Raw genomic sequence first — 21927 nt, 5'->3', positions numbered from 1 at the left:
CGATCGGTGACGGGCGCCGGCGATTCTTATTCATTGTCCGGAAAAATGGATAATGGTACATTCATATTAGAAATTATGTATTGCAGCAAACCGACCGGAGGGAAAAACGTGAGCAAAGGGCAACGGCATATCCGTATTCGCGAAATCATCGCCCATAATGAAATTGAGACGCAGGACGAGCTGGTCGACCGGCTCAAGGCAGAAGGGTTCAATGTCACTCAGGCCACCATCTCCCGGGACATCAAGGAACTTCACCTCGTCAAGGTCCCTTCCAGGGACGGGCGTTATAAATACAATCTTCCTGCAGAACGCAGCTTTGATCCGAGCAGGAAGCTTCACCGGGCACTGACGGACGCATTCATCAGCATCGACGGGGCAGGCCATTTCCTCGTCATGAAAACGCTCCCGGGCAATGCCCATGCGATCGGTTCCCTGATCGACCAGATTGAGTGGGAAGAAGTGATCGGCACCATCTGCGGGGACGATACCATTCTAATTCTGTGCCGTGACAGTGAGCAGAGTTCCGAACTCAGGGAGAAACTGCTCGGCATGCTTTGATCGGAGGTGAACGGATGCTTCGCGAACTATCCATCAAAAATTTTGCGATCATCAGTGAGTTGTCCATCAGTTTTGACGCCGGTCTGACCGTCCTAACCGGAGAAACAGGGGCCGGAAAATCGATCATCATCGATGCGGTCCAGCTTCTTGCAGGCGGCCGGGGCTCCAGTGAGTTTATCCGGCACGGGGAAAAGAAAGCGGAGCTTGAGGGGATGTTCGTCCTCGACAATCCGGATCATCCGGTTTTCCGGAAGCTGGAGGACAACGGGATTTTGCACGAGGAAGGCGCGGTCATCCTCCGGCGCGATATTTCCCAGTCGGGAAAAAGCACCTGCCGGATCAACGGCAAGCTGGTCACCATCGCCATCCTGCGGGAGATCGGCGCCTCGATCATCGACATCCACGGGCAGCATGAGACCCAGGAGCTGATGGACGAGCAGCGGCATGTCCTGTTGCTCGACCAGTTCGGCGGGGAGGCGATCGCACCGGCAAAAGACAGCTACACGAAGCTGTACGACCGATATGTGAAGCTTCGCCGCCGGCTCGCGCAATATGAGGACTCCGAACAGCAGATCGCCCACAAAATCGATCTGTACCGGTTCCAGCTCGGTGAGATCGATGATGCCGGGTTCCAGGAACAGGAAGAAGAGGAGCTGACGGAAGAGCGGACGCGACTGAAAAACTTCCATACGATCTATGAGCGGGTCGCATCGGCGTACGAAGCGATCCAGGGCGAATCCAAGGGACTTGACTGGACCGGTGCGGCGATGAGCGATCTGGAACATGCGGCTTCGGTCGATCCCGCAGTCGGTGAACAGTCAACCGCCGTCTCCGATGCGTTCTATACGCTCCAGGATGCGGCATTTTCCCTGAAGTCGCTTCTTGACGAGATGGAATTTGATCCGGTACGGCTCGAGGAAGTCGAACAGCGGCTTGCGCTGCTTCAGTCCATGAAGAGGAAGTACGGGGCGACGGTCCCGGATATTCTGAGCTACCGGGACCGGATTGCCGCAGAACTGGAAAAGCTGGAGAACCGCGACGAGCGGCTTCAGCACGACAGGGAAGAGATCGAGGCACTGGAGGAGGACCTGCAGGTGGAAGCGGAAGAATTGTCCGTTCTCCGCCGCAGGGCATCGGAACAGCTGTCCGAAGCGATCCACCGGCAGCTGAAGGAGCTCTACATGGAGAAGGCGGAGTTCAGCGTTTCATTCAATCCGCGGGGACGATTTGACCGGGACGGGGCCGAGGACGTCACCTTCCTGATTTCGGCCAATGTCGGAGAACCGCTCAAGCCACTGGCCAAGGTGGCTTCCGGAGGCGAACTGTCGCGGATCATGCTGGCGCTGAAGTCGATTTTCTCCAAACACCAGGAAGTCACGTCGATCATCTTTGACGAAGTCGACACGGGCGTAAGCGGACGCGTCGCCCAGGCGATCGCCGAAAAAATTGCAGCGATCAGCATCCATTCCCAGGTGCTCTGCATCTCCCATCTGCCTCAGGTGGCGGCGATGGCCGATCATCACCTGCTCATCCGCAAAGACGTCAAGGGCGAGCGGACGACGACCACGGTCCTCGAACTCGAAGGCTTCGGGCGCACGGAAGAACTGAGCCGCATGATGACCGGGACCGAAATGACCGAGCTGACGAAACAGCATGCAGACGAACTGCTGCGCATGGCTTCCGAACGAAAAACGGAGCTTGCCGGGCACGCACAATGAGTGCGTGCTTTTTTTGTTGGGAAATGATAAAGGTCCCGGGCTATGGATCACAATTGCGCTCTGCAGCGGCCGAAAACGCACACCCCGGGTGACTCAGTCATCCGGGGCGTGCGTTCCATATTGAAAATCGGAGGTCCATATTTCAAATTCGCGTTCCATATTGTAAATTGGGTAGCCATACCTCAAATTCACGTTCCATATTGAAAATCGGAGGTCCATATTTCAATTTTGCGTTCCATACTGCAATTCGGAGGTCCATATTTCAAATTCACGTTCCATATTGCAAATCGAAGGGCCATATTTCAAATTAGCGTTCCATATTGAAAATCGGAGGTCCATATTTCAAAATCACGTTCCATATCGCAAATCGGAGGTCCATGTCTCAAATTTGCATCCCATATTGAAAATCGGAGGTCCATATCTCAATTTCCCCTCCCATATTGTAAATCGGGGAGCCATATCTCAATTTCCCGATCCATATCGCAAATCGCGTTCCATGCGTCAACTTTCTTGCAGACTTACGGACAGTTTTCCCTGGCCGTGTTTTTGCGTTTATCCAATCCGATTTCCGGCCGTTCATCCCTCCGCAAAAATATCGCAATCGGGTGGTATATCGGGTAGGCACGCGGGTTCGCAGCTGATTGGACAGCGATTGACGAACCTGCTTAAAAGTACCGGACATAACAGAAGCGGCCGCGAGCATCATAACGGTACGACGGTAAATAGGAGGTGAAACATGCGATGGATTAGCCGGAAACTGTTGTTGCCGGTCCTCCTTTTGTTTTTGATGCTTCCGTCAGCAGCCGCACTGGCTGCGGTACCGAAAACGCTCATACCGATGGGGCACTCGATCGGGATCCATCTTGACCTGGGCAGGGTGATGGTGACCGATGATGTGATGGTCGGGAGCGGAAATTGGCTCAGGGCAGGCGATTTTGTAGAATCGCTTGACGGAACGCAAGTCACCGGGACGGCCGGCCTGATCAAAATTGCCGGCGGTCTGAAGGACGGGGCCGAAGCGGAATTGACCGTGGAGCGGATGGGAGAATCCGTCGTCGTCCAGGCGGACAAAAAAGAACTCGAGAACCTGCCGGCCTTCATTAGAGAAAGAACGGAAGGTGTCGGCACCCTCTCGTATATCGACCCGCAGACCGGAGAATATGGTGCACTCGGCCATCAGATCATCGACCGTGCACTGGATGGCCCGCCTCCATTTGAAGGCGGATCGATCCACCTGGCGGAAATCGAACAGATCAAGAAAAGCGAACCGGGCGCTCCAGGGTATAAAATTTCTTCGGTCGAAGCCGGCGCCAAATTGCTCGGAGACATCCGGAACAATGATGTATACGGGATTTTCGGCAAATGGACATCATCATTAACAGGAGCATTCCCGGAACCGCTCGGTGTTATGCGGCCGGACGAAATCCGGGAAGGTGATGCGGAGATTCTCACGACCGTCGAGGGAGTGGAAATCGGCAAGTACAGCATCCGGATCACTTCCACGGCAGGCAACGCGTTCCGGTTCACCGTGACAGACACCAAACTGATCAAAAAAACGGGCGGGATCCTGCAGGGGATGAGCGGAAGTCCGATCGTGCAGGACGGGAAGTTTGCAGGCGTTGTCACTCATATGTTCGTCGAAGAGCCGACAAAGGGTGCAGGTCTTCCCGTCGAGGAAATGACAAAGAAAAAACCGTAAAAAGATCTTGTCGACCATACCGGATTAGGTATGGTCTTTTCCTGATATTTCATTATAATGAAGGTGTAACATCGCAGAAGCGAATTGTGGAATTTCGTCGGATTGTGTCAAAAACGTCCTTCAAAGGTCTCAATTTATGACGGCGTGAAGGGGAGAGTCCGCCAATGTCGAATTACACGGGTAAGTGCCTGGGATGGGTCTTCACCAAAAAGGGGGAACAGTAAATTGGATAAAATTAAGGTCGCGATCGCTGATGATAACCGTGAATTGGTAAAAACCATGCTGCAATATTTCGAAAACCACCCTGAAATCGAAGTGACCGGGACGGCCGCAAACGGCAAACTCTGCCTGTCGATGCTGGAAGAACAGTCGCCGGATGTCCTCCTTCTCGACATCATCATGCCGCATCTGGACGGAATCGGGGTGCTCGAGGAACTGCGGGCCGACGGCCGTGCGGAAAATATGGACATCATCATGCTGACAGCGTTCGGACAAGAAGAAATCATGAAACAGGCTGCAGAACTCGGAGCTTCCTACTTCATCCTCAAGCCGTTCGAATTTGAACGGCTCGTCCACCAGATCCTCCAGATGAAGGGCGGACGGACGGTGAAACAGCCGACGTCCGTACTGGATTCCGGCAGGCAGCAGACCGTCAGCAAAAAAGCGATCGACACGGCCGTCACGGCGATCATCAAGGAAATCGGCGTGCCCGCGCACATCAAGGGTTATGCATTTTTGCGCGAGGCCATCACGATGGTGTACAACGACGTCGACCTGCTCGGTTCGGTGACGAAAGTGCTTTATCCGGAGATAGCCGAGAAATTCTCCACGACCCCTTCCCGCGTCGAGCGGGCGATCCGCCATGCAATCGAGGTCGCGTGGAACCGGGGCAACTACGAAGTCATCTCGAAAATGTTCGGGTATACGGTTCACCATATGAAGAGCAAGCCGACGAATTCGGAGTTCATCGCGATGGTATCCGACCGGCTGCGCCTGGAGTTCATGACGGCGTAAAGGGTCTGTTCGCTGCACGGCCGGCCGGTTAGCACGCTCCGACCGGCGGGTATACAGCCGGTAAGGCGTAATTCTTCGCCCGGAAGGACGGTTGTATATAGATGAGAGTTTTTGCCCACAGGGGGGCATCCGGGTCTGCATTCGAAAATACCCGGCATGCATTTGAAGAAGCGGTCCGTCTCGGGGCGGACGGGATCGAGACCGACGTGCAGCTGACGAGCGACGGCGTGCCGGTCATCGTCCATGACGCCGATCTGTACCGCGTCACCGGCATGCGAAAGTTCATCACCGAGCTGACCGCGGAGGAGGCGATCCGGGTCCGGCTCGGGAAAAACAGATGGAAGCGGCTGTTCGGGGAGCGGCTGATGACGCTCCGGGAACTCGTCTCCTGGGCATCGGAGAGGCCGGGGATCGCATTCAACATCGAAGTGAAAGAAACATTTCTCGAGCGCCCCGAGGCACTCGGGGAAGTAATCGGCCTGTGCCGGAAGCTCGGCAACGTCCACCTGTCTTCGTTCCATTACCCGCTGCTCGTCAAGGCCAAATGGCTGGACCCGGCAATGGAAACCGCACTTATCGCAACAAAGAAGTCAAACTGGGACAACCTGTCGGAGTACAGTTCGGCAGATGCGTTCCATATTCATAAACGGCTCTGGTCCGGCCGCTATCTGGAGGCGATCGGACGCAGCGGGAAAGTGGCCAGGGTGTACGGCGTGGACGGGACCGAACCGTTCATCGCGCGTCCCGAGCCATTTGTAAGCGGGTGGATCACCGACTATCCGGAGCAGGTCCACAAGGCAATGAAAAAGGGTTCCTGACGGAAAGCGTCAGGAACCCTCTTTTTTGCGTTTGAACCGGTCTTCCGGTATCTTGCCTTTTCTCTGGTCCCGCCTCAGCAGGAACCCAGCGAAGAAGCCGATGCAGATGATCAGCAGGGCAAGGCCCGCCAGAAACTGCAGCCACACCCACGGGAACAGGCCGAACCGGATTCCAAAGAAGGAATCCCGCATCAGTTTGATTCCCCACGCGGCGCCGATACCGGGAATGAGCAGAACGATAAAAGCGGCAAGCCGCTGCATGCTGATCTCCCCTTTTTCTATCGTTCTCATTTTCCGATGCAATGTGAGGATTGTCAAGAAAGGCGCCATCGGGTATGATGAGAGTGGTATTGCAATGCTTTGCATAAATCATACGAAGGGCCTGAACGATTTTGCAGAATGTGCTTATCGTCGGTGCCGGAGCTGGCGGTACCGCCATACTGAAACTGATGCTCCATCTGGACTACATGCGGGTGACCGGCATGGTGGACCCGAATCCTGAAGCGCCGGGCCTCGGCCTTGCCAGGGAGAACGGGATCCCGACCGGTGAGGATTGGAAGGGCTTTCTTGCCCATGACCTGCATCTGATCTTTGATGTGACCGGGGAGCAGGGCGTGTTCGGCGAACTCGTGAAGTCGCGACCCGCCCACGCCGTCGTCATCCCCGGGACGATCGCCCGCCTCCTCGTCAGCCTGCTGGAGGAGAACGGGCAGTATATCCGGCAGCTTCAGACGGAATCGTTCCGCAACCGGATGATCTTCAACTCGCTCGATGAAGGCATGATCGGGATCGACACAGCCGGAACCGTCCTGTTCTTCAACCGGAGCGCCAGCCTGATCACCGGTTTTCCCGCGGCAGAAGCGATCGGCCGCCGGATCGAGGAAGTGATCCCGGACAGCGGACTGCTGCGGGTCGCCGAAACCGGCATGCCCGAACTGAACCGGGAGCTGACTTTGGCAAACGGCGTCCGGGTCCTCACGTCCAGGCGCCCGCTCCAGGACAGCAGCGGCAGGCGGACCGGGGCATTTGCCGTTTTCCGGGACGTGACCGGCATCCTTGAACTTGCAGAGGAGATCACCAACCTGCGGGAGATCCAGTCGATGCTCACCGCAATCATCCAGTCGAGCGATGATGCGATTTCGGTCGTGGATGAAGAAGGACGCGGAATTCTTGTGAATCCCGCCTATACACGCCTTACCGGCCTGCATGAAGAGGATGTCATCGGAAAACCGGCGACCGTGGACATCACCGAGGGTGAGAGTATCCACATGAAAGTGCTGGAGAGCGGAAAGCCGATCCGTGGCGTAAGAATGCGGGTCGGTCCTTCCCGCAGGCAGGTGGTCGTCAATGTCGCCCCGGTCCTCGTCGGGGACAGATTGAAGGGAAGCGTCGGGATCATCCATGACCTGACGGAGATCCGGTCGCTTTCCGAGGAGCTCGATCAGGCGAGACGGCTGATCCGGTCGCTGGAAACCCGCTACACCTTTGACGACATTGCCGGGGAATCCCCGGAGATGAAGCTGGCGATTCAGCAGGCCAGGCTCGCTTCGTCCATGAACGTGCCGATCCTCCTCCGCGGGGAGTCGGGGACGGGCAAGGAAGTGTTCGCCCAGGCCATCCACAATGAATCGGAAGGCGGCAAATTCATCCGCGTGAACTGTGCGGCACTTCCCGGAGACCGGCTGGAACGCGAGCTGTTCGGCGAGGACGGCGCGGAAACGCCCGGCCTGTTCGAAGAGGCGGAAGGCGGCACCCTGTTCCTTGATGAGATCGGGGAGCTTCCGGCTGCGGTCCAGGCCGGTCTCATCCGGGCGCTGGAGGAAAAAGAGATCCACCGCATCGGGGGCAGCAGACCCTTCCCGGTCACGGCGCGGGTCATCGCGGCCACAAACACCAATCTGGAAAAGCTGATGAAGGAAGGCCGTTTCCGGGAAGACCTGTTCCACAGGCTGAACCGGATGCCGGTCCATATCCCGCCACTGCGGAACCGCAGGGAGGATATCCCGCTGCTCGCCGAGAAACTGCTCCCGCGCCTGAACCGGGACCTCGACAGGGCGGTGGAGGAGATCAGCGCTGAAGCGGCCGGCCTCCTCATGCAGCACGAGTGGCCGGGGAATGTCAGGGAACTGGAAAACGTGATCAGCCGCGCCCTGATCTTCATGCAGCCGGCGGACAGGATCCTCGGCCGGCCCGAACTGGCCGCCGTATTCCGTGCGGAAGGCGAGGGGGCATCCGGAACGCTCGCAGAGCAGCTGGATGCCCACGAAAAATCCATTCTCAAGGAAGCGCTTACATCCGGCGGGGGGAACAAATCGGAAGCGGCCAAGAAACTCGGCATTTCCGTCCGGGCGCTGTACTATAAACTGGAGAAACACAATCTGCTTTAAGCGGAGAACAGGCGGTCTGCCTGTACATAAAAGGAGGAGAACGATGATGGAACTGTTTAAATACATGGGTGAACACGATTACGAGCAAGTGGTCTTCTGCCAGGATGAAACATCGGGACTCAAGGCGATCATCGCCATCCATGACACGACGCTCGGGCCAGCGCTCGGCGGCGCCCGCATGTGGACCTATGCTTCCGAAGAGGAAGCGGTCGAAGACGCCCTGCGCCTCGCACGCGGCATGACGTACAAAAACGCGGCTGCCGGGCTGAACCTCGGCGGCGGGAAGACCGTCATCATCGGCGATCCGAAGAAAGACAAGAGCGAAGAGCTGTTCCGTGCGTTTGGCCGGTTTGTCCAGGGGCTCAATGGCCGCTACATCACGGCTGAAGATGTGGGCACGACAGAAGCCGACATGGACCTCATCCATCTCGAAACCGATTTCGTCACGGGTGTTTCCCCGACGACGTCCGGCTCGTCGGGCAACCCGTCCCCTGTCACGGCCTACGGCGTATACCGCGGGATGAAGGCGGCTGCGAAGGAAGCATTCGGCACGGACTCGCTTGAAGGCCGCACGGTGGCCGTCCAGGGTGTCGGGAATGTGGCATTTGCCCTCTGCCGCTACCTCCACGAGGAAGGTGCCAAACTCATCGTCACCGACATCAATGAACAGGCGGTTCAGCGTGCCGTCGAGGAGTTCGGTGCGGAAGCGGTCGGCATCAACGACATCTACGGTGTCGAGGCGGATATCTATGCACCGTGTGCACTCGGTGCCTCAATCAACGACGAAACGATCCCTCAGTTCAAGGTGAAGGTCATCGCCGGTTCGGCGAACAACCAGCTGAAGACGACGGAGCACGGCGACCGCATCCACGAAATGGGCATCGTCTATGCACCGGACTACATCATCAACGCAGGCGGCGTCATCAACGTCGCGGATGAGCTGGACGGCTACAACGAGGAACGCGCGATGAACAAAGTCGAGAAAATCTATGACACGATCGAAAAGGTCATCGAAATCTCCAAACGCGACGGAATCCCGACTTATGCAGCGGCAGACCGCCTGGCAGAAGAGCGCATCGCCAACGTGGCGAAGTCGCGTAGCCAGTTTCTCCGGAACGGCAAGGACAGCCTGTCGAACCGCTGATCCTGTCCGTCCCTGTTACGAAAGGAGTCTAACCAATGGCAGTTGAATATGATGTCGTCATCCTCGGCGGAGGAACCGGCGGATATGTGGCGGCGATCCGTTCCGCACAGCTCGGCCTGAAGACCGCGATCGTTGAAAAAGGAAAGCTCGGCGGCACCTGCCTCCACAGGGGCTGCATTCCGTCCAAAGCCCTTTTGCGCAGCGCGGAAGTGTACCGTCTCGCAAAACACGACGCCGATAATTTCGGTGTTTCGACGGGCGATGTAACGCTTGATTTCGGAAAGGTCCAGAGCCGGAAGGATTCGATCGTATCCGGTCTTCACAAAGGCGTCCAGGGTCTCATGAAAAAAGGGAAGATCGATGTCTTTGAAGGCACGGGGCGCATTCTCGGCCCTTCGATCTTCTCCCCGATGCCGGGGACCATTTCCGTCGAATACGAGAATGGCGATGAAAATGAAATGCTCATCCCGAACAATGTCATCGTGGCGACCGGCTCCCGGCCGCGCACGCTGCCGGGACTGGAAATCGACGGCGAGCATGTGCTGACCTCCGACGAGGCACTCGGCATGGAAAGCCTGCCGAAGTCGATCATCATCATCGGCGGCGGCGTCATCGGCATCGAATGGGCGTCCATGCTCAATGACTTCGGCGTCGAGACGACGGTCGTCGAATATGCCGACCGGATCCTCCCGACGGAAGATGCGGACATTTCCAAGGAAATGGAGAAGCTGCTGAAAAAACGCGGCGTCAAGATTTTCACTTCCGCCAAAGTCCTGCCGGACACACTCGACAAGGGAGACGGACCCGTTTCCATCTCGGCGGAAACCGGCAGCGGCCAGGAACAATTCCGGGCGGAAAAGATTCTCGTAAGTGTCGGCCGCCAGGCGAACACCGAAGGGATCGGCCTGGAAAACACCGACATCGAACTCGAGCGGGGCTTCATCAAGGTGAAAAATACGTACCAGACGAAGGAATCCCATATTTATGCGATCGGCGACGTCATCGGCGGACTCCAGCTGGCGCATGTCGCTTCGCATGAAGGCATCGCCGCGGTCGAACATATCGCCGGCGAGCCTGCAGGCCATGTCGATGCGGAATTCGTGCCGCGCTGCATCTATTCCAGTCCGGAAGCCGCATCCGTCGGCCTGACGGAAGCAGAGGCGAAGGAACGGGGACGTGATGTGAAAATCGGCAAATTCCCGTTCAAGGCGATCGGCAAGGCGCTTGTCCACGGCGAATCGGAAGGATTCGTCAAAGTCATCGCCGACAAAGACACCGACGACCTGCTCGGCGTCCATATGATCGGGCCGCATGTGACCGACATGATCTCCGAGGCGGGCCTTGCCAAAGTCCTCGATGCAACACCTTGGGAAATCGCTTCGCTCGTCCACCCGCACCCGACGCTCAGCGAAGTGATGGGTGAGGCTACACTGGCCGTCGACGGCAAAGCGATCCATATGTGATGAAGGGGGAAAATCAAGTGACCAACAACCGTCATGAAGAGCTGGGGCTGTCCAACGGGGACGTCCTGCAAATGTACGAGACGATGCTGACGGCACGCCGCCTCGATGAGCGGATGTGGCTGCTCAACCGTTCGGGGAAGATCCCGTTCGTCATCTCCTGCCAGGGCCAGGAAGCGGCACAGGTCGGCGCGGCTTATGCGCTCGATAAAGACAAAGACTATATCGCCCCGTATTACCGCGACATGGGCGTCGTGCTCCATTTCGGCATGACGCCGAAAGAGCTCATGCTGAGCGCATTCGCGAAAGCGGAAGACCCGAACTCGGGCGGTCGCCAGATGCCGGGCCACTTCGGGCAGAAAAAGAACCGGATCCTCTCCGGTTCCTCTCCCGTCACGACCCAGCTGCCGCATGCGGTGGGCGTGGCGCTCGCAGCGAAGATCCAGAAGCAAGACTTCATTACGTTCGTGACGCTCGGGGAAGGCTCCTCCAACCAGGGGGATTTCCATGAGGGCGCGAACTTTGCAGGTGTCCATAAGCTGCCGACGATCATCATGGTCGAGAACAACAAATATGCCATTTCCGTGCCGGTCGAGAAGCAGCTTGCCTGTGAAAACGTATCGGACCGCGCGATCGGCTACGGCATGCCGGGCGTCACCGTGGACGGAACCGATCCGCTTGAAGTGTACAAAGTGATGAAAGAAGCGGCGGACCGCGCACGCAGCGGGGAAGGCCCGTCGCTCATCGAAACGATCTGCTACCGCCTGACCGCCCACTCGTCCGATGACGATCACCGTGCGTACCGGTCGGAAGAAGACTTGAAGGCGGAACGCGAGAAAGATCCGATTCCAAGATTCGCCGCATATCTGAAGGAAACGGGCGTCCTCGACGAAGAGTCGGAAAAAGCGCTTGAAGAGAAAGTGAAGAAAATCGTCAACGAAGCGACCGACTATGCGGAAGCGGCTCCTTATGCGCAGCCGGAGGACGCACTGAAGTATGTGTACGCGGAGAAAGGGGGAGACGAGTGATGCCGGTCATGTCCTATATCGATGCCATCACACTCGCGATGAAGGAAGAGATGGAGCGAGACGAAAACGTCTTCATCCTCGGCGAAGACGTCGGCAAAAAAGGCGGTGTCTTCAAGGCGACCCAGGGGCTTTACGACAAGTTCGGCGAAGAGCGTGTGATTGACGCGCCGCTGGCCGAGTCTGCCATTGCTGGGGTCGCCATCGGAGCGGCCATGTACGGCATGCGCCCGATTGCAGAAATGCAGTTCGCCGACTTCATCATGCCGGCGGTCAACCAGATCATCTCCGAAGCGGCGCGCGTGCGCTACCGCTCGAACAATGACTGGAGCTGCCCGCTCGTCGTGCGTGCACCGTTCGGCGGCGGCGTCCACGGTGCGCTTTACCACTCTCAGTCGGTCGAGGCGGTCTTCGCGAACCAGCCGGGGCTGAAGATTGTCATCCCGTCCACCCCGTATGACGCAAAGGGCCTGCTGAAGGCGGCCATCCGCGACGAGGATCCGGTCCTGTTCTTTGAACACAAACGTGCCTACCGCCTGATCAAGGGCGACGTGCCGGCCGAAGATTACACCCTGCCGATCGGCAAGGCGGACGTCAAGCGCGAGGGCGACGACATCACCGTCATCACGTATGGCCTGGCCGTCCACTTTGCCCTTCAGGCAGCAGAACGCCTGGCGGAAGACGGCATCTCAGCACATATCCTCGACCTTCGGACGGTGTACCCGCTTGACCGCGAAGCGATCGTCGAAGCGGCGTCCAAGACAGGGAAGGTCCTGCTCGTCACGGAAGACAACAAAGAAGGCAGCATCATGAGCGAAGTGGCGGCGATCATCGGCGAAGAATGCCTGTTCGATCTGGATGCACCGATCCAGCGGCTGGCGGGACCGGATGTACCGGCGATGCCTTACGCGCCGACCATGGAGAAGTATTTCATGATCAACCCGGATAAAGTGGAAAAGGCAATGCGGGAGCTTGCCGAATTCTAAATCGGACGGAGGGTTACCATTGGCGACCGAACAGATTAAAATGCCCCAGCTCGGAGAATCCGTAACAGAGGGCACAATCGAGCGATGGCTCGTAAAGCCGGGCGACACCGTTGAAAAATACGATGCGCTCGCAGAAGTGAACACAGACAAGGTAACGGCGGAAATTCCTTCGTCATTCTCCGGAACGATCAAGGAATTGCTCGCAGGGGAAGGCGAGACGCTTGAAGTCGGCGCACCGGTCTGCACGATCGAGACGGAAGACGCCGGAACGGAGACCGAAGCGGCTCCGGCAGCTGATGAGCCGGCGAACGAAATGCCGGCCGCCGGTTCCGATAAACCGGATAACCTGTCCGGCACGAGAGGCACCAACAGTTCACCGGCTCCGCAGAAACAGGCGGGCGGACGCTATTCGCCTGCCGTTCTCCGGCTTTCGCAGGAACACGGGATCGACCTGTCCCAGGTGGAAGGATCCGGCAAAGGCGGCCGCATCACGCGGAAAGACCTGCTGAGCCTGATTGAATCCGGCAACATTCCGACAGAAGGCAGCCGCCCGGCTGCAGAACCGGCGAAAGAAGCGGCACCTGCCCCTTCACAACCGGCTGCGTCCCAGCCTGCCGCTTCATCCAAACCGGCGGAGCGTCCTGCAGCAGGTGTCGAGACCGCAGCAGGCGACATCGAGATTCCGGTGACCGGCGTGCGCCGCGCGATCGCGAACAACATGCTGCGCTCGAAGCATGAAGCGCCGCATGCGTGGACGATGGTCGAAGTCGACGTGACAAACCTCGTCAGCTACCGGGATTCGCTCAAAGCCGACTTCAAGAAGAAGGAAGGCTTCAACCTGACGTACTTCGCCTTCTTCGTGAAGGCGGTCGCACAGGCACTGAAGGAATTCCCGATGATGAACTCGATGTGGGCAGGCGACAAGATCATCCAGAAGAAGGCGATCAACATCTCGATCGCCGTCGCAACGGAAGACGCCCTCTTCGTCCCGGTCATCAAAGACGCCGACGAAAAGACAGTCAAGGGCATCGCACGCGAAGTGAACGAACTCGCGTCGAAAGTCCGCTCCGGCAAGCTGAAGTCCGATGAAATGCAGGGCGGCACATTCACCGTCAACAACACCGGCTCGTTCGGATCCGTCCAGTCGATGGGCATCATCAACTACCCACAGGCAGCCATCCTGCAGGTGGAATCGATCGTCAAGCGGCCGGTCGTCATGGACGGCGGCATGATCGCCGTCCGCGACATGGTCAACCTCTGCCTGTCGCTTGACCACCGCGTGCTCGACGGCCTCGTTGCAGGAAACTTCCTGGCGCGGGTGAAGGAGATCCTGGAGAATATTACGGCGGAGAATACTTCGGTTTACTGATTGATTGAATAGGATTATTCACGAATTACGATTGAAGATAGTTTTAGCTGATGGCATGGGCGGCATGATGTAAGGAAAACTCTAAGCCCTTGATATACCAAGGGTTAGAGCACTTCTCTTCATACCGTGGTCATTTTATTGGTCATAAGCGCCGAAAAAATCACTCTAAATATGGAGGTCTCTCATTAATTCACTGAATTTTTGAGAGGCCTTTTTTTCTAGTCCTCGTGTTAGGTGTCCATATATTTCATCGGTCGTAGAAACGGATGAGTGCCCCAATCTATGCGAAATTACTTTCATGTTTACATTTGCTTCGATTAATAGTGAAGCATGTGTATGTCTGAACGAATGAGGAGTAATATGCTTGTTAAGGACCATAACGAAGTGGCTGGTTGGTGAAACATATGTTACGCAATCAGAATAGTGTTAAAATAAAAGGACGTATGAGAAGCCCAGAAAAATATGAGAAAAAGCTAATATCCTAAATAAAAAAGGAAGATAGTTGATGACTTGTTGTATTAGTTTTAAGGAGGTATATTATTGAAATCCAATGACTTATTTGAATTTATGCTGTCGGCTACAAGGGAAATGAATGAAGAATATCAACGTATACAAAAACGTGCTACTGAAGATCCCGGGACTGCAGGTGATCAAGGTGAAGAGAATTGGGCAACTTTATTCAGAGATTGGTTACCTCCAAACTTTCAAATAGTGACAAAAGGGAGGATTTTAAGTCACGAAGGTAAAGCAAGCCCTCAAATAGATATTCTTATATTAAAACCAGAATACCCAAAAAAGCTTCTTGATAAAAAGCTTTACTTAGCTGGAGGTATTATTGCAGCCTTTGAGTGTAAAGTTACATTAAAATCTAATCATATAAAAGAAGCTATTCAAAATTCTTCTAGAATTAGACAATTACTCCCCGAGAGAAAAGGTTCTCCTTATAAAGAATTGAATAGTTCGATTATTTATGGTTTACTTGCGCATTCACATTCATGGACTTTGTCTGGATCTAAACCTCTTGAAAATATTGAAAGGAATCTCTGGGAGTCTGATAAGGGAAGTGTGACTCATCCTAGGGAAATGCTTGATATTATTTGCGTATCAGATCTAGCAGTTTGGAGAGCAAGTAAAATGGTTTATATAGGCCCACCTTATGTATCTAGGTCTTCTGAACTCCAGAAAATTTATGGACGAGATGGATCAACTACTACATCATATATTCTGCACTCATATGAAATAGAAAATCAGATTAATGAATTTACACCAATTGGTGCAATGCTTTCATCCCTTTTCGAAAAAATTGGATGGGAGTATCCAGGGATAAGAGGGTTATCAGATTACTATAGATTAGTAAATATAGGTGGTTCAGGTCACGGAAGCATGAGATTATGGAATACAAGTGATGTTTTCTCTAATGAAGTTCTAAAGCCTATTTTTTCTGGACAGTTAAAAAATGGTGTGCCATGGAGCGAATGGTCTATTGCTTTTACTTAATTCATAAAAATTTCCATTAAGGGCGCTATCCGGGAACAAGGATAAGCGCTTATTTTTCATTTTAGGTCCATTTAATGGAATAAAATCCTTGAAGAAAATAAAATATTTATCTTAAAGGATAGAGACGATTGTAAGAGGCTGCACTTAAAGTATCGGGGACCGGTTAGTTTAAGAATTTCTTGTTAAATTAATCGTTGGTTTAGACTTAATTTATGCTTTTTGTAAAGTTTAATTTTATTCAAAGAGCTTAGAATAAGACAAATTTTTGGAAATCTAAACCATTAACATTACATATCTAGTAAAATGATTAAGAGTTTAGAAAAGTTAGCTTAAAAGAATTGAATTGGTAAAGGGAGATGTTATTTTTTGACGTCTAAAGCTTCGCCAATAGTTTCTTATCCGTACCCGAAATTGATGTTTCGTTGTCATTACTAGCACCTTTAATGAAATTTAAAACTGTTACTAGAAAAAGGATGTCATTCATTATTAGTAGAGTGATTTCTATGGGCGGCATGAAGTAAGGCGATCCAATTCTATCTCCGGGTAGAACCGGATTCGCCTGTTTTCGTGTTTCAACTTTCAAGCTGCTGAAATCTCCGGTAAAATGAATATAGGAAAAATTCGAATCGGGGGGAAGCAGATGACCATCCAAGAGATGAAAGACACATCGTTTGATTCGTCGTCCCTAGAGGAATGGCGGGAGACGGCCGAAGCTTCGCTGAAAGGGAAACCGCTTGCAGCGCTCGAGACCGAAACACCCGAAGGGATTACACTGAAGCCGCTATACACGGCGGAAGATCTTTCTGTCGGAACGGAAGAGCGCATTTCTGCCATCCGGGAGGGGATAAAAGGGCCGGACTGGACCATCCTTCAGGAAACATTCTCTGAGGATCCCGCTGCATTCCTTGAGCGGACGAAGGAGTCGATCAGCCGGGGCAACGGCGCAGTCGTCTATACGGGCGGGTGGACAGCTGAAGGGGACAAGCCGATCCTGAAGGAATTGGCCGGACTGATCACCGAGTGGCCGGTCTATGTCCGATGCGCCCCTGACGATCCGTTCCTTGGTGTATTCGGCGCGGTCGATGAGGGACGCCGCCATCTCGTTATCGGCTATGCGGACGTCGAGCGGTCGGCAGATCTGTCGCGGCTGTTCCCGGCACTCCGGACAATCGGCGTAAGCACGCTGGACGAGCAGCTGCAGGGAGCGGATGCCGTGACCGAGCTTGCCGTTGCGTTTTCTAAGGCGGCGGGCATCGCTGCAGGGGAAGACGACTTCACGGCCATGGCGGACCGTCTGTTTTTCTCGTTCGCAGTGGATACACATTTCTTCACCGAAGTGGCGAAACTGCGGGCATTCCGGCTCATGTTCAGATCTTTTGCAAGCGCATACGGGGTGGAAGAGCCGCCCGCCGTGCCGGTCATCGCATGCACCTCGCTCCGGACCTACACGCTGGCGGATCCGTACGTCAACCTGCTCCGTTCCGCGAACGGGGCGTTCTCGGCATCAGTCGGCGGTGCGGATGCCATTTCGGTGGCGCCGTTTGACCGGCTGACGGGCGGCACGGCGTTTTCCGAACGGGTTGCCCGGAACGTGCAGCATATTTTAAAGGAAGAAGTCCATGCCGACCGGGTGCTCGATCCGGCAGGCGGCTCGTATTACATAGAGGCACTGACGGAAGAGCTTTACCGGAAAGCCTGGGCCCGTTTCGTTGAATTCGAAGAAAAGGGCGGGTTTGACTCCATTTCGGCCGACGGGACATTGGCCGATCTCCTGTCCGGCCTCCAGGAACAGCGCATCCGGCGGCTCGCCCTCCGGAAAGATTCCCTCATCGGGACGAACCAGTATGCGGATCCGGATGAATCGATTCAGGCGGCTGCGGCCGGAAGCTCAGCGGACGCTCGTCTGGCCGGACCGTTCGAAGAGTTGCGGCTCTCACTCCAGGGGAAGGCCGTCCACCTGCTGCAATTCGGATCACTCAAAGACGTCAAGCCGGTGTCCGACTTCACGGCGGGCGTGCTCGCGGTCGGCGGCATCCGCCCCGAGCTGTCCCCGCTGTTTGACAGCACGGAAGAAGCGCTTGACTATGTCCGGGAAAACGCGGTCGGCTATGCGGTCGTCTGCGCCCCGGCCGCTCAGGAGGAAACGGTGGTCGCCGGATTGCTACGGGACAAGCCGGACGGGCTCAGGCTCGATGCGGCCGGACGCTTTAAGGACGAGCCTGCGCTCTTGGAAGCCGGGCTGTCCGGGTTCTACCGGCGCGGGCAGGACATCCTCGCCAAGCTGGAAGAGCTGAAAGGGATTCTTAAAGGGGGTACGCAACATGGACAAGCCTGATTTTTCGAAGGTGGACCCATCCGCGGTGCAAAAGGGAGCGACCCGGGCAGCGGAGGCCGCAGCACCTGTGGAATCCTATGAAGGAATCCAGATCAAGCCGGTGTATTCAGAACAGGATCTGGACGGGCTCCACCATCTGTTCGACCTGCCGGGCATCGCGCCGAACACGCGCGGGCCGTATCCGACGATGTACGTGTCCCGCCCGTGGACCGTCCGGCAGTATGCCGGCTTCTCGACAGCGGAGGAGAGCAACGCGTTCTACCGGCGGAACCTCGCGATGGGCCAGAAGGGGCTGTCCGTCGCATTCGACCTGGCGACCCACCGCGGCTATGATTCCGATCATCCGCGCGTGTCCGGCGACGTCGGGAAAGCGGGCGTCGCAATCGATTCCGTCGAGGACATGAAGATTCTGTTCGACGGCATCCCGCTTGATCAGATGTCGGTGTCGATGACGATGAACGGGGCAGTCATCCCCGTCATGGCGTTTTACATCGTCGCGGCGGAAGAGCAGGGCGTCCCTCCGGAAAAGCTGTCCGGCACGATCCAGAATGACATCCTGAAAGAATACATGGTCCGCAACACATACATTTATCCGCCGGAGATGTCGATGCGGATCATTGCGGACATTTTCGAATACACGTCGAACCACATGCCGAAGTTCAACTCGATCTCGATTTCCGGCTATCATATGCAGGAAGCGGGGGCGACCGCGGACATCGAGCTCGCCTATACGCTCGCCGACGGACTTGAATATGTGCGGACCGGCCTAGCTGCGGGAATTGATATCGATTCATTCGCCCCGCGGCTCAGCTTTTTCTGGGCGATCGGCATGAACTACTTCATGGAAGTGGCGAAAATGCGGGCGGCGCGCCGGATCTGGGCACAGCTCATGAAGTCGTTTGATCCGAAAAATCCGAAATCCCTTGCGCTGCGGACCCATTCGCAGACATCGGGCTGGAGCCTGACGGAACAGGATCCGTTCAACAACGTCACCCGGACGCTCATCGAGGCGAATGCGGCGGCGATGGGGCATACGCAGTCGCTCCATACGAACGCGCTCGACGAGGCGATCGCGCTGCCGACCGACTTCTCGGCCCGCATCGCCCGCAACACGCAGCTGTTCCTGCAGGAAGAGACGCAGATGACGAACGTCATTGATCCGTGGGGCGGGTCTTATTACGTGGAGAAGCTGACGGATGAGCTGATGGAAAAGGCCTGGTCGCTCATCGAAGAAATCGAGGAGCTCGGCGGAATGGCGAAGGCGATCGAGACCGGCTTGCCGAAGATGAAGATCGAGGAAGCTGCGGCGAAGCGCCAGGCACAAATCGACTCCGGCGCCGAGTCCATCATCGGTGTGAATAAATACCGTCCGGACGAGGAAGATCCGATCGAGATCCTCGACATCGACAACACCGAAGTCCGGCGCAAGCAGATCGAGCGGCTCGAGAAAATGAAGGCTGACCGCGATGAGGCGGCTGCCCGAATGGCACTTGATAAGCTGTCGGAAGCGGCGGGGAGAGGAGAAGGGAACCTTCTGGCGCTTGCCGTGGACGCGGCCCGTGCCCGGGCTTCGATCGGGGAGATCTCCGATGCGATCGAAAAGGCATCCGGCCGGCATAAAGCCGTCATCCGTTCCATCAGCGGCGTGTACAGCACGAACTACTCGGACTCCGAGGCGATCCGTGAAGTGAAGGAAATGACGGATGAGTTCCTGGAAAACGAAGGCCGGCGCCCGCGCGTCATGGTCGCCAAGATGGGCCAGGACGGCCACGACCGGGGTGCGAAAGTCGTCGCCACCGCATTTGCGGACCTCGGCTTTGACGTCGACATCGGCCCGCTGTTCCAGACGCCTGCAGAAACCGCGCTTCAGGCGGCTGAAAACGACGTGCACGCAGTCGGCGTCAGTTCACTTGCGGCCGGGCACAAGACGCTCGTTCCGGAATTGATTGCGGAGCTGAAGAAGCTCGGCCGTGAGGACATTGTCGTCTTTGCGGGCGGCGTCATCCCGGCGAAGGACTATGAGTTCCTATACGAAGCGGGCGTGGCGGCGATCTTCGGACCGGGCACCGTCATCCCGGTCTCCGCCCAGAAAGTGATCGAGTCGATCTACGAGCGGCTCGGGTACGAGGCGACGGCCGATTGACGGGACATTTCGGCGGTGGGGAGAGGCCTGCCGGCGGCGGTGTTCCGCCGCATGACGGAATGGCGGCAGGTCCCCGCAGGCGTTTTGTGAAAAAGAAGCGGCAGGTGCCCGTCGCAGAACTGAGCCATGACATCCGCGACGGTTCCCGACTGGCGCTCGCCAGGGGAATCACCCTGCTGGAAAGCCGGGCTCCGGAAGACCGGGCCGCAGCCCAGGAGCTGCTGCTCGGCCTGCTGCCGGAGTCCGGCAACAGCATCCGGATCGGGATCACCGGCGTGCCGGGTGCGGGCAAGAGCACATTCATCGAGTCGTTCGGACTCATGCTCGCCGAAGCCGGACACAAAGTCGCGGTGCTTGCGATCGACCCGAGTTCGACGGTTACGGGCGGCAGCATCCTCGGCGACAAGACGCGGATGGAAGAACTGGCCAGGCACCCGAATGCGTTCATCCGGCCATCCCCGTCATCGGGCACGCTCGGCGGCGTCCACCGGAAAACCCGGGAGACGATGCTGCTGTGCGAGGCGGCAGGCTATGACGTCATCCTGATCGAGACGGTCGGGGTCGGGCAGAGCGAGACGGCGGTGCGCGGGATGGCGGACTTCTTCCTCCTTCTCGTGCTCACCGGAGCGGGTGACGAGCTGCAGGGCGTGAAAAAGGGGATCATGGAGCTCGCCGACGGCATCATCGTCCATAAGGCGGACGGCGACAATGTGCTCGCCGCCAAGCGGACGGCGAGGGAATACAAGCAGTTTCTCCGGATGTTGCAGCCGGCGACGCCCGGATGGCAGACGTCCGTGCTGCCGGTGTCGTCCGTCATCCCTGAAGGGCTCGAGGATGTCTGGGAAACGATCAGGCAGTTCCGCCGGCAGCTGGAAGCGTCCGGCGGATGGGAGACCCGGAGGAACGGGCAGCTGAAGGAATGGTTCCGGGCCGCCATCGAAGACCGGCTCATCGAGCGCTTCTTTGCGGAAGACGGCCAAAAAGAACGGGTCGGCGACCTGGAGGAGGAAATCCTCCGGGGAAAACTGACCGTCACAGCGGCACTGGACCGCCTCTTCGGCGACTGAGACCGGTCCTTTGCAGTCCCGCGGACAAACTGGTAAAATTCGATTGAACGAACCGAAAGGGGTAGGCAATCATGAACATGGATATGAACCTGTTTATGCAAGATATGATCCGTCAGGCACGGAGCGAGATGGAAGCATCCGGCTACGAACAACTGAAGACACCGGAAGAAGTCGAAGAAGCAGTGAAGCGCGAAGGCACAACTCTCTTCATGGTCAACTCCGTATGCGGCTGCGCAGGCGGCATCGCGCGTCCGGCTGCGGCACACGCGGTCCACTATGACAAGCGTCCGGACCACCTCGTCACGGTCTTTGCCGGCCAGGACAAGGAAGCGACGGCACAGGCACGCATGCACTTCGGCGATGACCACCTGCCATCGTCACCGGCATTCGTCCTCATGAAAGACGGCAAAGTGATCGGCGAAGTGCCGCGTCACGAAATCGAAGGCCACGATCCGATGTCGGTCGTCGTCAACCTTCAGGCCCAGTTCGAGGAAAACTGCGAAGAGCTTTAATAGAAAAGGAGAACCGGCACCGCATGAAGCGGCGTCCGGTTCTCCTTTTTTTGTCTGGGTGAGGCGGGTTGGGATGCAGGCAGTCGTCTTTTGATCGAGTGCGTGCAATTGGATTCCGAATCGGTCTGCTCGGAGGGCGAATTGGACTACTGGGCAGGCGAATCGGCCTTCTCAGAGACTGAATCGGTCCTTTCA

Annotated in this window: 17 protein-coding genes and 1 pseudogene; 16 read left to right on the top strand and 2 right to left on the bottom strand. The window is 56.4% G+C overall.

What is annotated here, in order from left to right; genetic code table 11:
- The first annotated feature begins 108 nt into the window (after positions 1-108).
- The 5 genes from ahrC (at position 109) to B0B07_RS06995 (ending at position 5807) form a co-directional block, all read left to right on the top strand.
- A complete protein-coding gene (gene ahrC, locus B0B07_RS07015) occupies positions 109-558 on the top strand; it encodes a transcriptional regulator AhrC/ArgR (protein WP_076757694.1) in 450 nt (149 codons plus the stop codon).
- Positions 559-572: 14 nt separating this feature from the next.
- Positions 573-2276, top strand: a complete 1704-nt coding sequence (gene recN / locus B0B07_RS07010) for a DNA repair protein RecN (protein WP_076757693.1) — start codon at positions 573-575, stop codon at positions 2274-2276.
- Positions 2277-3012: 736 nt separating this feature from the next.
- Complete coding sequence (locus tag B0B07_RS07005; RefSeq protein ID WP_084186598.1) at positions 3013-3975, top strand: SpoIVB peptidase S55 domain-containing protein; 963 nt, start codon at positions 3013-3015, stop codon at positions 3973-3975.
- Between the two features lie 225 nt (positions 3976-4200).
- Positions 4201-4989: a sporulation transcription factor Spo0A gene (spo0A, locus tag B0B07_RS07000; RefSeq protein WP_076757692.1), complete on the top strand. Its 789-nt coding sequence runs from the start codon at positions 4201-4203 to the stop codon at positions 4987-4989.
- A 101-nt stretch (positions 4990-5090) separates the two neighbouring features.
- The gene (locus B0B07_RS06995) at positions 5091-5807 is read left to right on the top strand and encodes a glycerophosphodiester phosphodiesterase (RefSeq protein ID WP_076757691.1); all 717 of its coding nucleotides are present in this window, start codon (positions 5091-5093) and stop codon (positions 5805-5807) included.
- A 9-nt stretch (positions 5808-5816) separates the two neighbouring features.
- Here B0B07_RS06995 and B0B07_RS06990 read toward each other — a convergent pair whose 3' ends face one another.
- The gene (locus B0B07_RS06990; RefSeq protein ID WP_076757690.1) at positions 5817-6068 is read right to left on the bottom strand and encodes a DUF2627 domain-containing protein; all 252 of its coding nucleotides are present in this window, start codon (positions 6066-6068) and stop codon (positions 5817-5819) included.
- A gap of 131 nt (positions 6069-6199) precedes the next feature.
- Here B0B07_RS06990 and B0B07_RS06985 point away from each other — a divergent pair, with 131 nt between their 5' ends.
- The 6 genes from B0B07_RS06985 to B0B07_RS06960 are packed head-to-tail and all read left to right on the top strand — an operon-like array spanning position 6200 to position 14178.
- Positions 6200-8194, top strand: a complete 1995-nt coding sequence (locus B0B07_RS06985) for a sigma 54-interacting transcriptional regulator (RefSeq protein WP_076757689.1) — start codon at positions 6200-6202, stop codon at positions 8192-8194.
- 46 nt (positions 8195-8240) lie between these two features.
- On the top strand, positions 8241-9338 hold the full coding sequence (locus B0B07_RS06980) for a Leu/Phe/Val dehydrogenase (protein ID WP_076757688.1): 1098 nt from the start codon (positions 8241-8243) through the stop codon (positions 9336-9338).
- 35 nt (positions 9339-9373) lie between these two features.
- The gene (lpdA, locus tag B0B07_RS06975; RefSeq protein WP_076757687.1) at positions 9374-10801 is read left to right on the top strand and encodes a dihydrolipoyl dehydrogenase; all 1428 of its coding nucleotides are present in this window, start codon (positions 9374-9376) and stop codon (positions 10799-10801) included.
- 17 nt (positions 10802-10818) lie between these two features.
- The gene (locus tag B0B07_RS06970; RefSeq protein ID WP_144264322.1) at positions 10819-11826 is read left to right on the top strand and encodes a thiamine pyrophosphate-dependent dehydrogenase E1 component subunit alpha; all 1008 of its coding nucleotides are present in this window, start codon (positions 10819-10821) and stop codon (positions 11824-11826) included.
- Positions 11826-12809: an alpha-ketoacid dehydrogenase subunit beta gene (locus B0B07_RS06965; RefSeq protein ID WP_076757685.1), complete on the top strand. Its 984-nt coding sequence runs from the start codon at positions 11826-11828 to the stop codon at positions 12807-12809. The genes B0B07_RS06970 and B0B07_RS06965 overlap by 1 nt, the downstream gene beginning before the upstream one ends.
- A 19-nt stretch (positions 12810-12828) precedes the next feature.
- Complete coding sequence (locus tag B0B07_RS06960; RefSeq protein WP_076757684.1) at positions 12829-14178, top strand: dihydrolipoamide acetyltransferase family protein; 1350 nt, start codon at positions 12829-12831, stop codon at positions 14176-14178.
- 165 nt (positions 14179-14343) lie between these two features.
- On the opposite strand, the pseudogene B0B07_RS06955 reads toward B0B07_RS06960, so the two are convergent.
- Positions 14344-14550: pseudogene (locus B0B07_RS06955) on the bottom strand (tyrosine-type recombinase/integrase); the annotation flags it as partial.
- Between the two features lie 168 nt (positions 14551-14718).
- On the opposite strand from B0B07_RS06955, the gene B0B07_RS06950 reads away from it, so the two are divergent.
- The 5 genes from B0B07_RS06950 to B0B07_RS06930 all read left to right on the top strand — a co-directional run bounded on the left by B0B07_RS06950 (position 14719) and on the right by B0B07_RS06930 (position 21732).
- A complete protein-coding gene (locus tag B0B07_RS06950; protein WP_234982291.1) occupies positions 14719-15675 on the top strand; it encodes a DUF6602 domain-containing protein in 957 nt (318 codons plus the stop codon).
- Between the two features lie 640 nt (positions 15676-16315).
- Positions 16316-18010, top strand: a complete 1695-nt coding sequence (locus tag B0B07_RS06945) for a methylmalonyl-CoA mutase family protein (RefSeq protein WP_159438426.1) — start codon at positions 16316-16318, stop codon at positions 18008-18010.
- Positions 17997-20153: a methylmalonyl-CoA mutase gene (scpA, locus tag B0B07_RS06940; protein ID WP_076757682.1), complete on the top strand. Its 2157-nt coding sequence runs from the start codon at positions 17997-17999 to the stop codon at positions 20151-20153. Before B0B07_RS06945 ends, scpA begins: the two co-directional genes overlap by 14 nt.
- 59 nt (positions 20154-20212) lie before the next feature.
- Positions 20213-21220, top strand: a complete 1008-nt coding sequence (gene meaB / locus B0B07_RS06935) for a methylmalonyl Co-A mutase-associated GTPase MeaB (RefSeq protein ID WP_076758363.1) — start codon at positions 20213-20215, stop codon at positions 21218-21220.
- Between the two features lie 71 nt (positions 21221-21291).
- Positions 21292-21732, top strand: coding sequence for a BrxA/BrxB family bacilliredoxin (locus tag B0B07_RS06930; protein ID WP_076757681.1), 441 nt, complete (start codon positions 21292-21294; stop codon positions 21730-21732).
- Positions 21733-21927 lie beyond the last annotated feature (195 nt).

It is taken from the genome of Edaphobacillus lindanitolerans, assembly GCF_900156305.1.
Taxonomy (GTDB): domain Bacteria; phylum Bacillota; class Bacilli; order Bacillales_A; family Planococcaceae; genus Bhargavaea; species Bhargavaea lindanitolerans.
The sequence above is the reverse complement of the archived record's forward strand: the minus strand, read 5'-3'. Positions and strand labels throughout refer to the sequence as shown.

What these genes read in the sequence shown, in the direction of transcription:
- recN (WP_076757693.1), top strand. Translation starts at nt 573, where the DNA reads ATGCTTCGCGAACTATCCATCAAAAATTTTGCGATCATCAGTGAGTTG.
- B0B07_RS06965 (WP_076757685.1), top strand. Translation starts at nt 11,826, where the DNA reads ATGCCGGTCATGTCCTATATCGATGCCATCACACTCGCGATGAAGGAA.
- B0B07_RS07005 (WP_084186598.1), top strand. Translation starts at nt 3,013, where the DNA reads ATGCGATGGATTAGCCGGAAACTGTTGTTGCCGGTCCTCCTTTTGTTT.
- scpA (WP_076757682.1), top strand. Translation starts at nt 17,997, where the DNA reads ATGGACAAGCCTGATTTTTCGAAGGTGGACCCATCCGCGGTGCAAAAG.
- B0B07_RS06995 (WP_076757691.1), top strand. Translation starts at nt 5,091, where the DNA reads ATGAGAGTTTTTGCCCACAGGGGGGCATCCGGGTCTGCATTCGAAAAT.
- B0B07_RS06990 (WP_076757690.1), bottom strand. Translation starts at nt 6,068, where the DNA reads ATGCAGCGGCTTGCCGCTTTTATCGTTCTGCTCATTCCCGGTATCGGC.
- B0B07_RS06980 (WP_076757688.1), top strand. Translation starts at nt 8,241, where the DNA reads ATGGAACTGTTTAAATACATGGGTGAACACGATTACGAGCAAGTGGTC.
- lpdA (WP_076757687.1), top strand. Translation starts at nt 9,374, where the DNA reads ATGGCAGTTGAATATGATGTCGTCATCCTCGGCGGAGGAACCGGCGGA.
- B0B07_RS06930 (WP_076757681.1), top strand. Translation starts at nt 21,292, where the DNA reads ATGAACATGGATATGAACCTGTTTATGCAAGATATGATCCGTCAGGCA.
- B0B07_RS06945 (WP_159438426.1), top strand. Translation starts at nt 16,316, where the DNA reads ATGACCATCCAAGAGATGAAAGACACATCGTTTGATTCGTCGTCCCTA.
- meaB (WP_076758363.1), top strand. Translation starts at nt 20,213, where the DNA reads ATGGCGGCAGGTCCCCGCAGGCGTTTTGTGAAAAAGAAGCGGCAGGTG.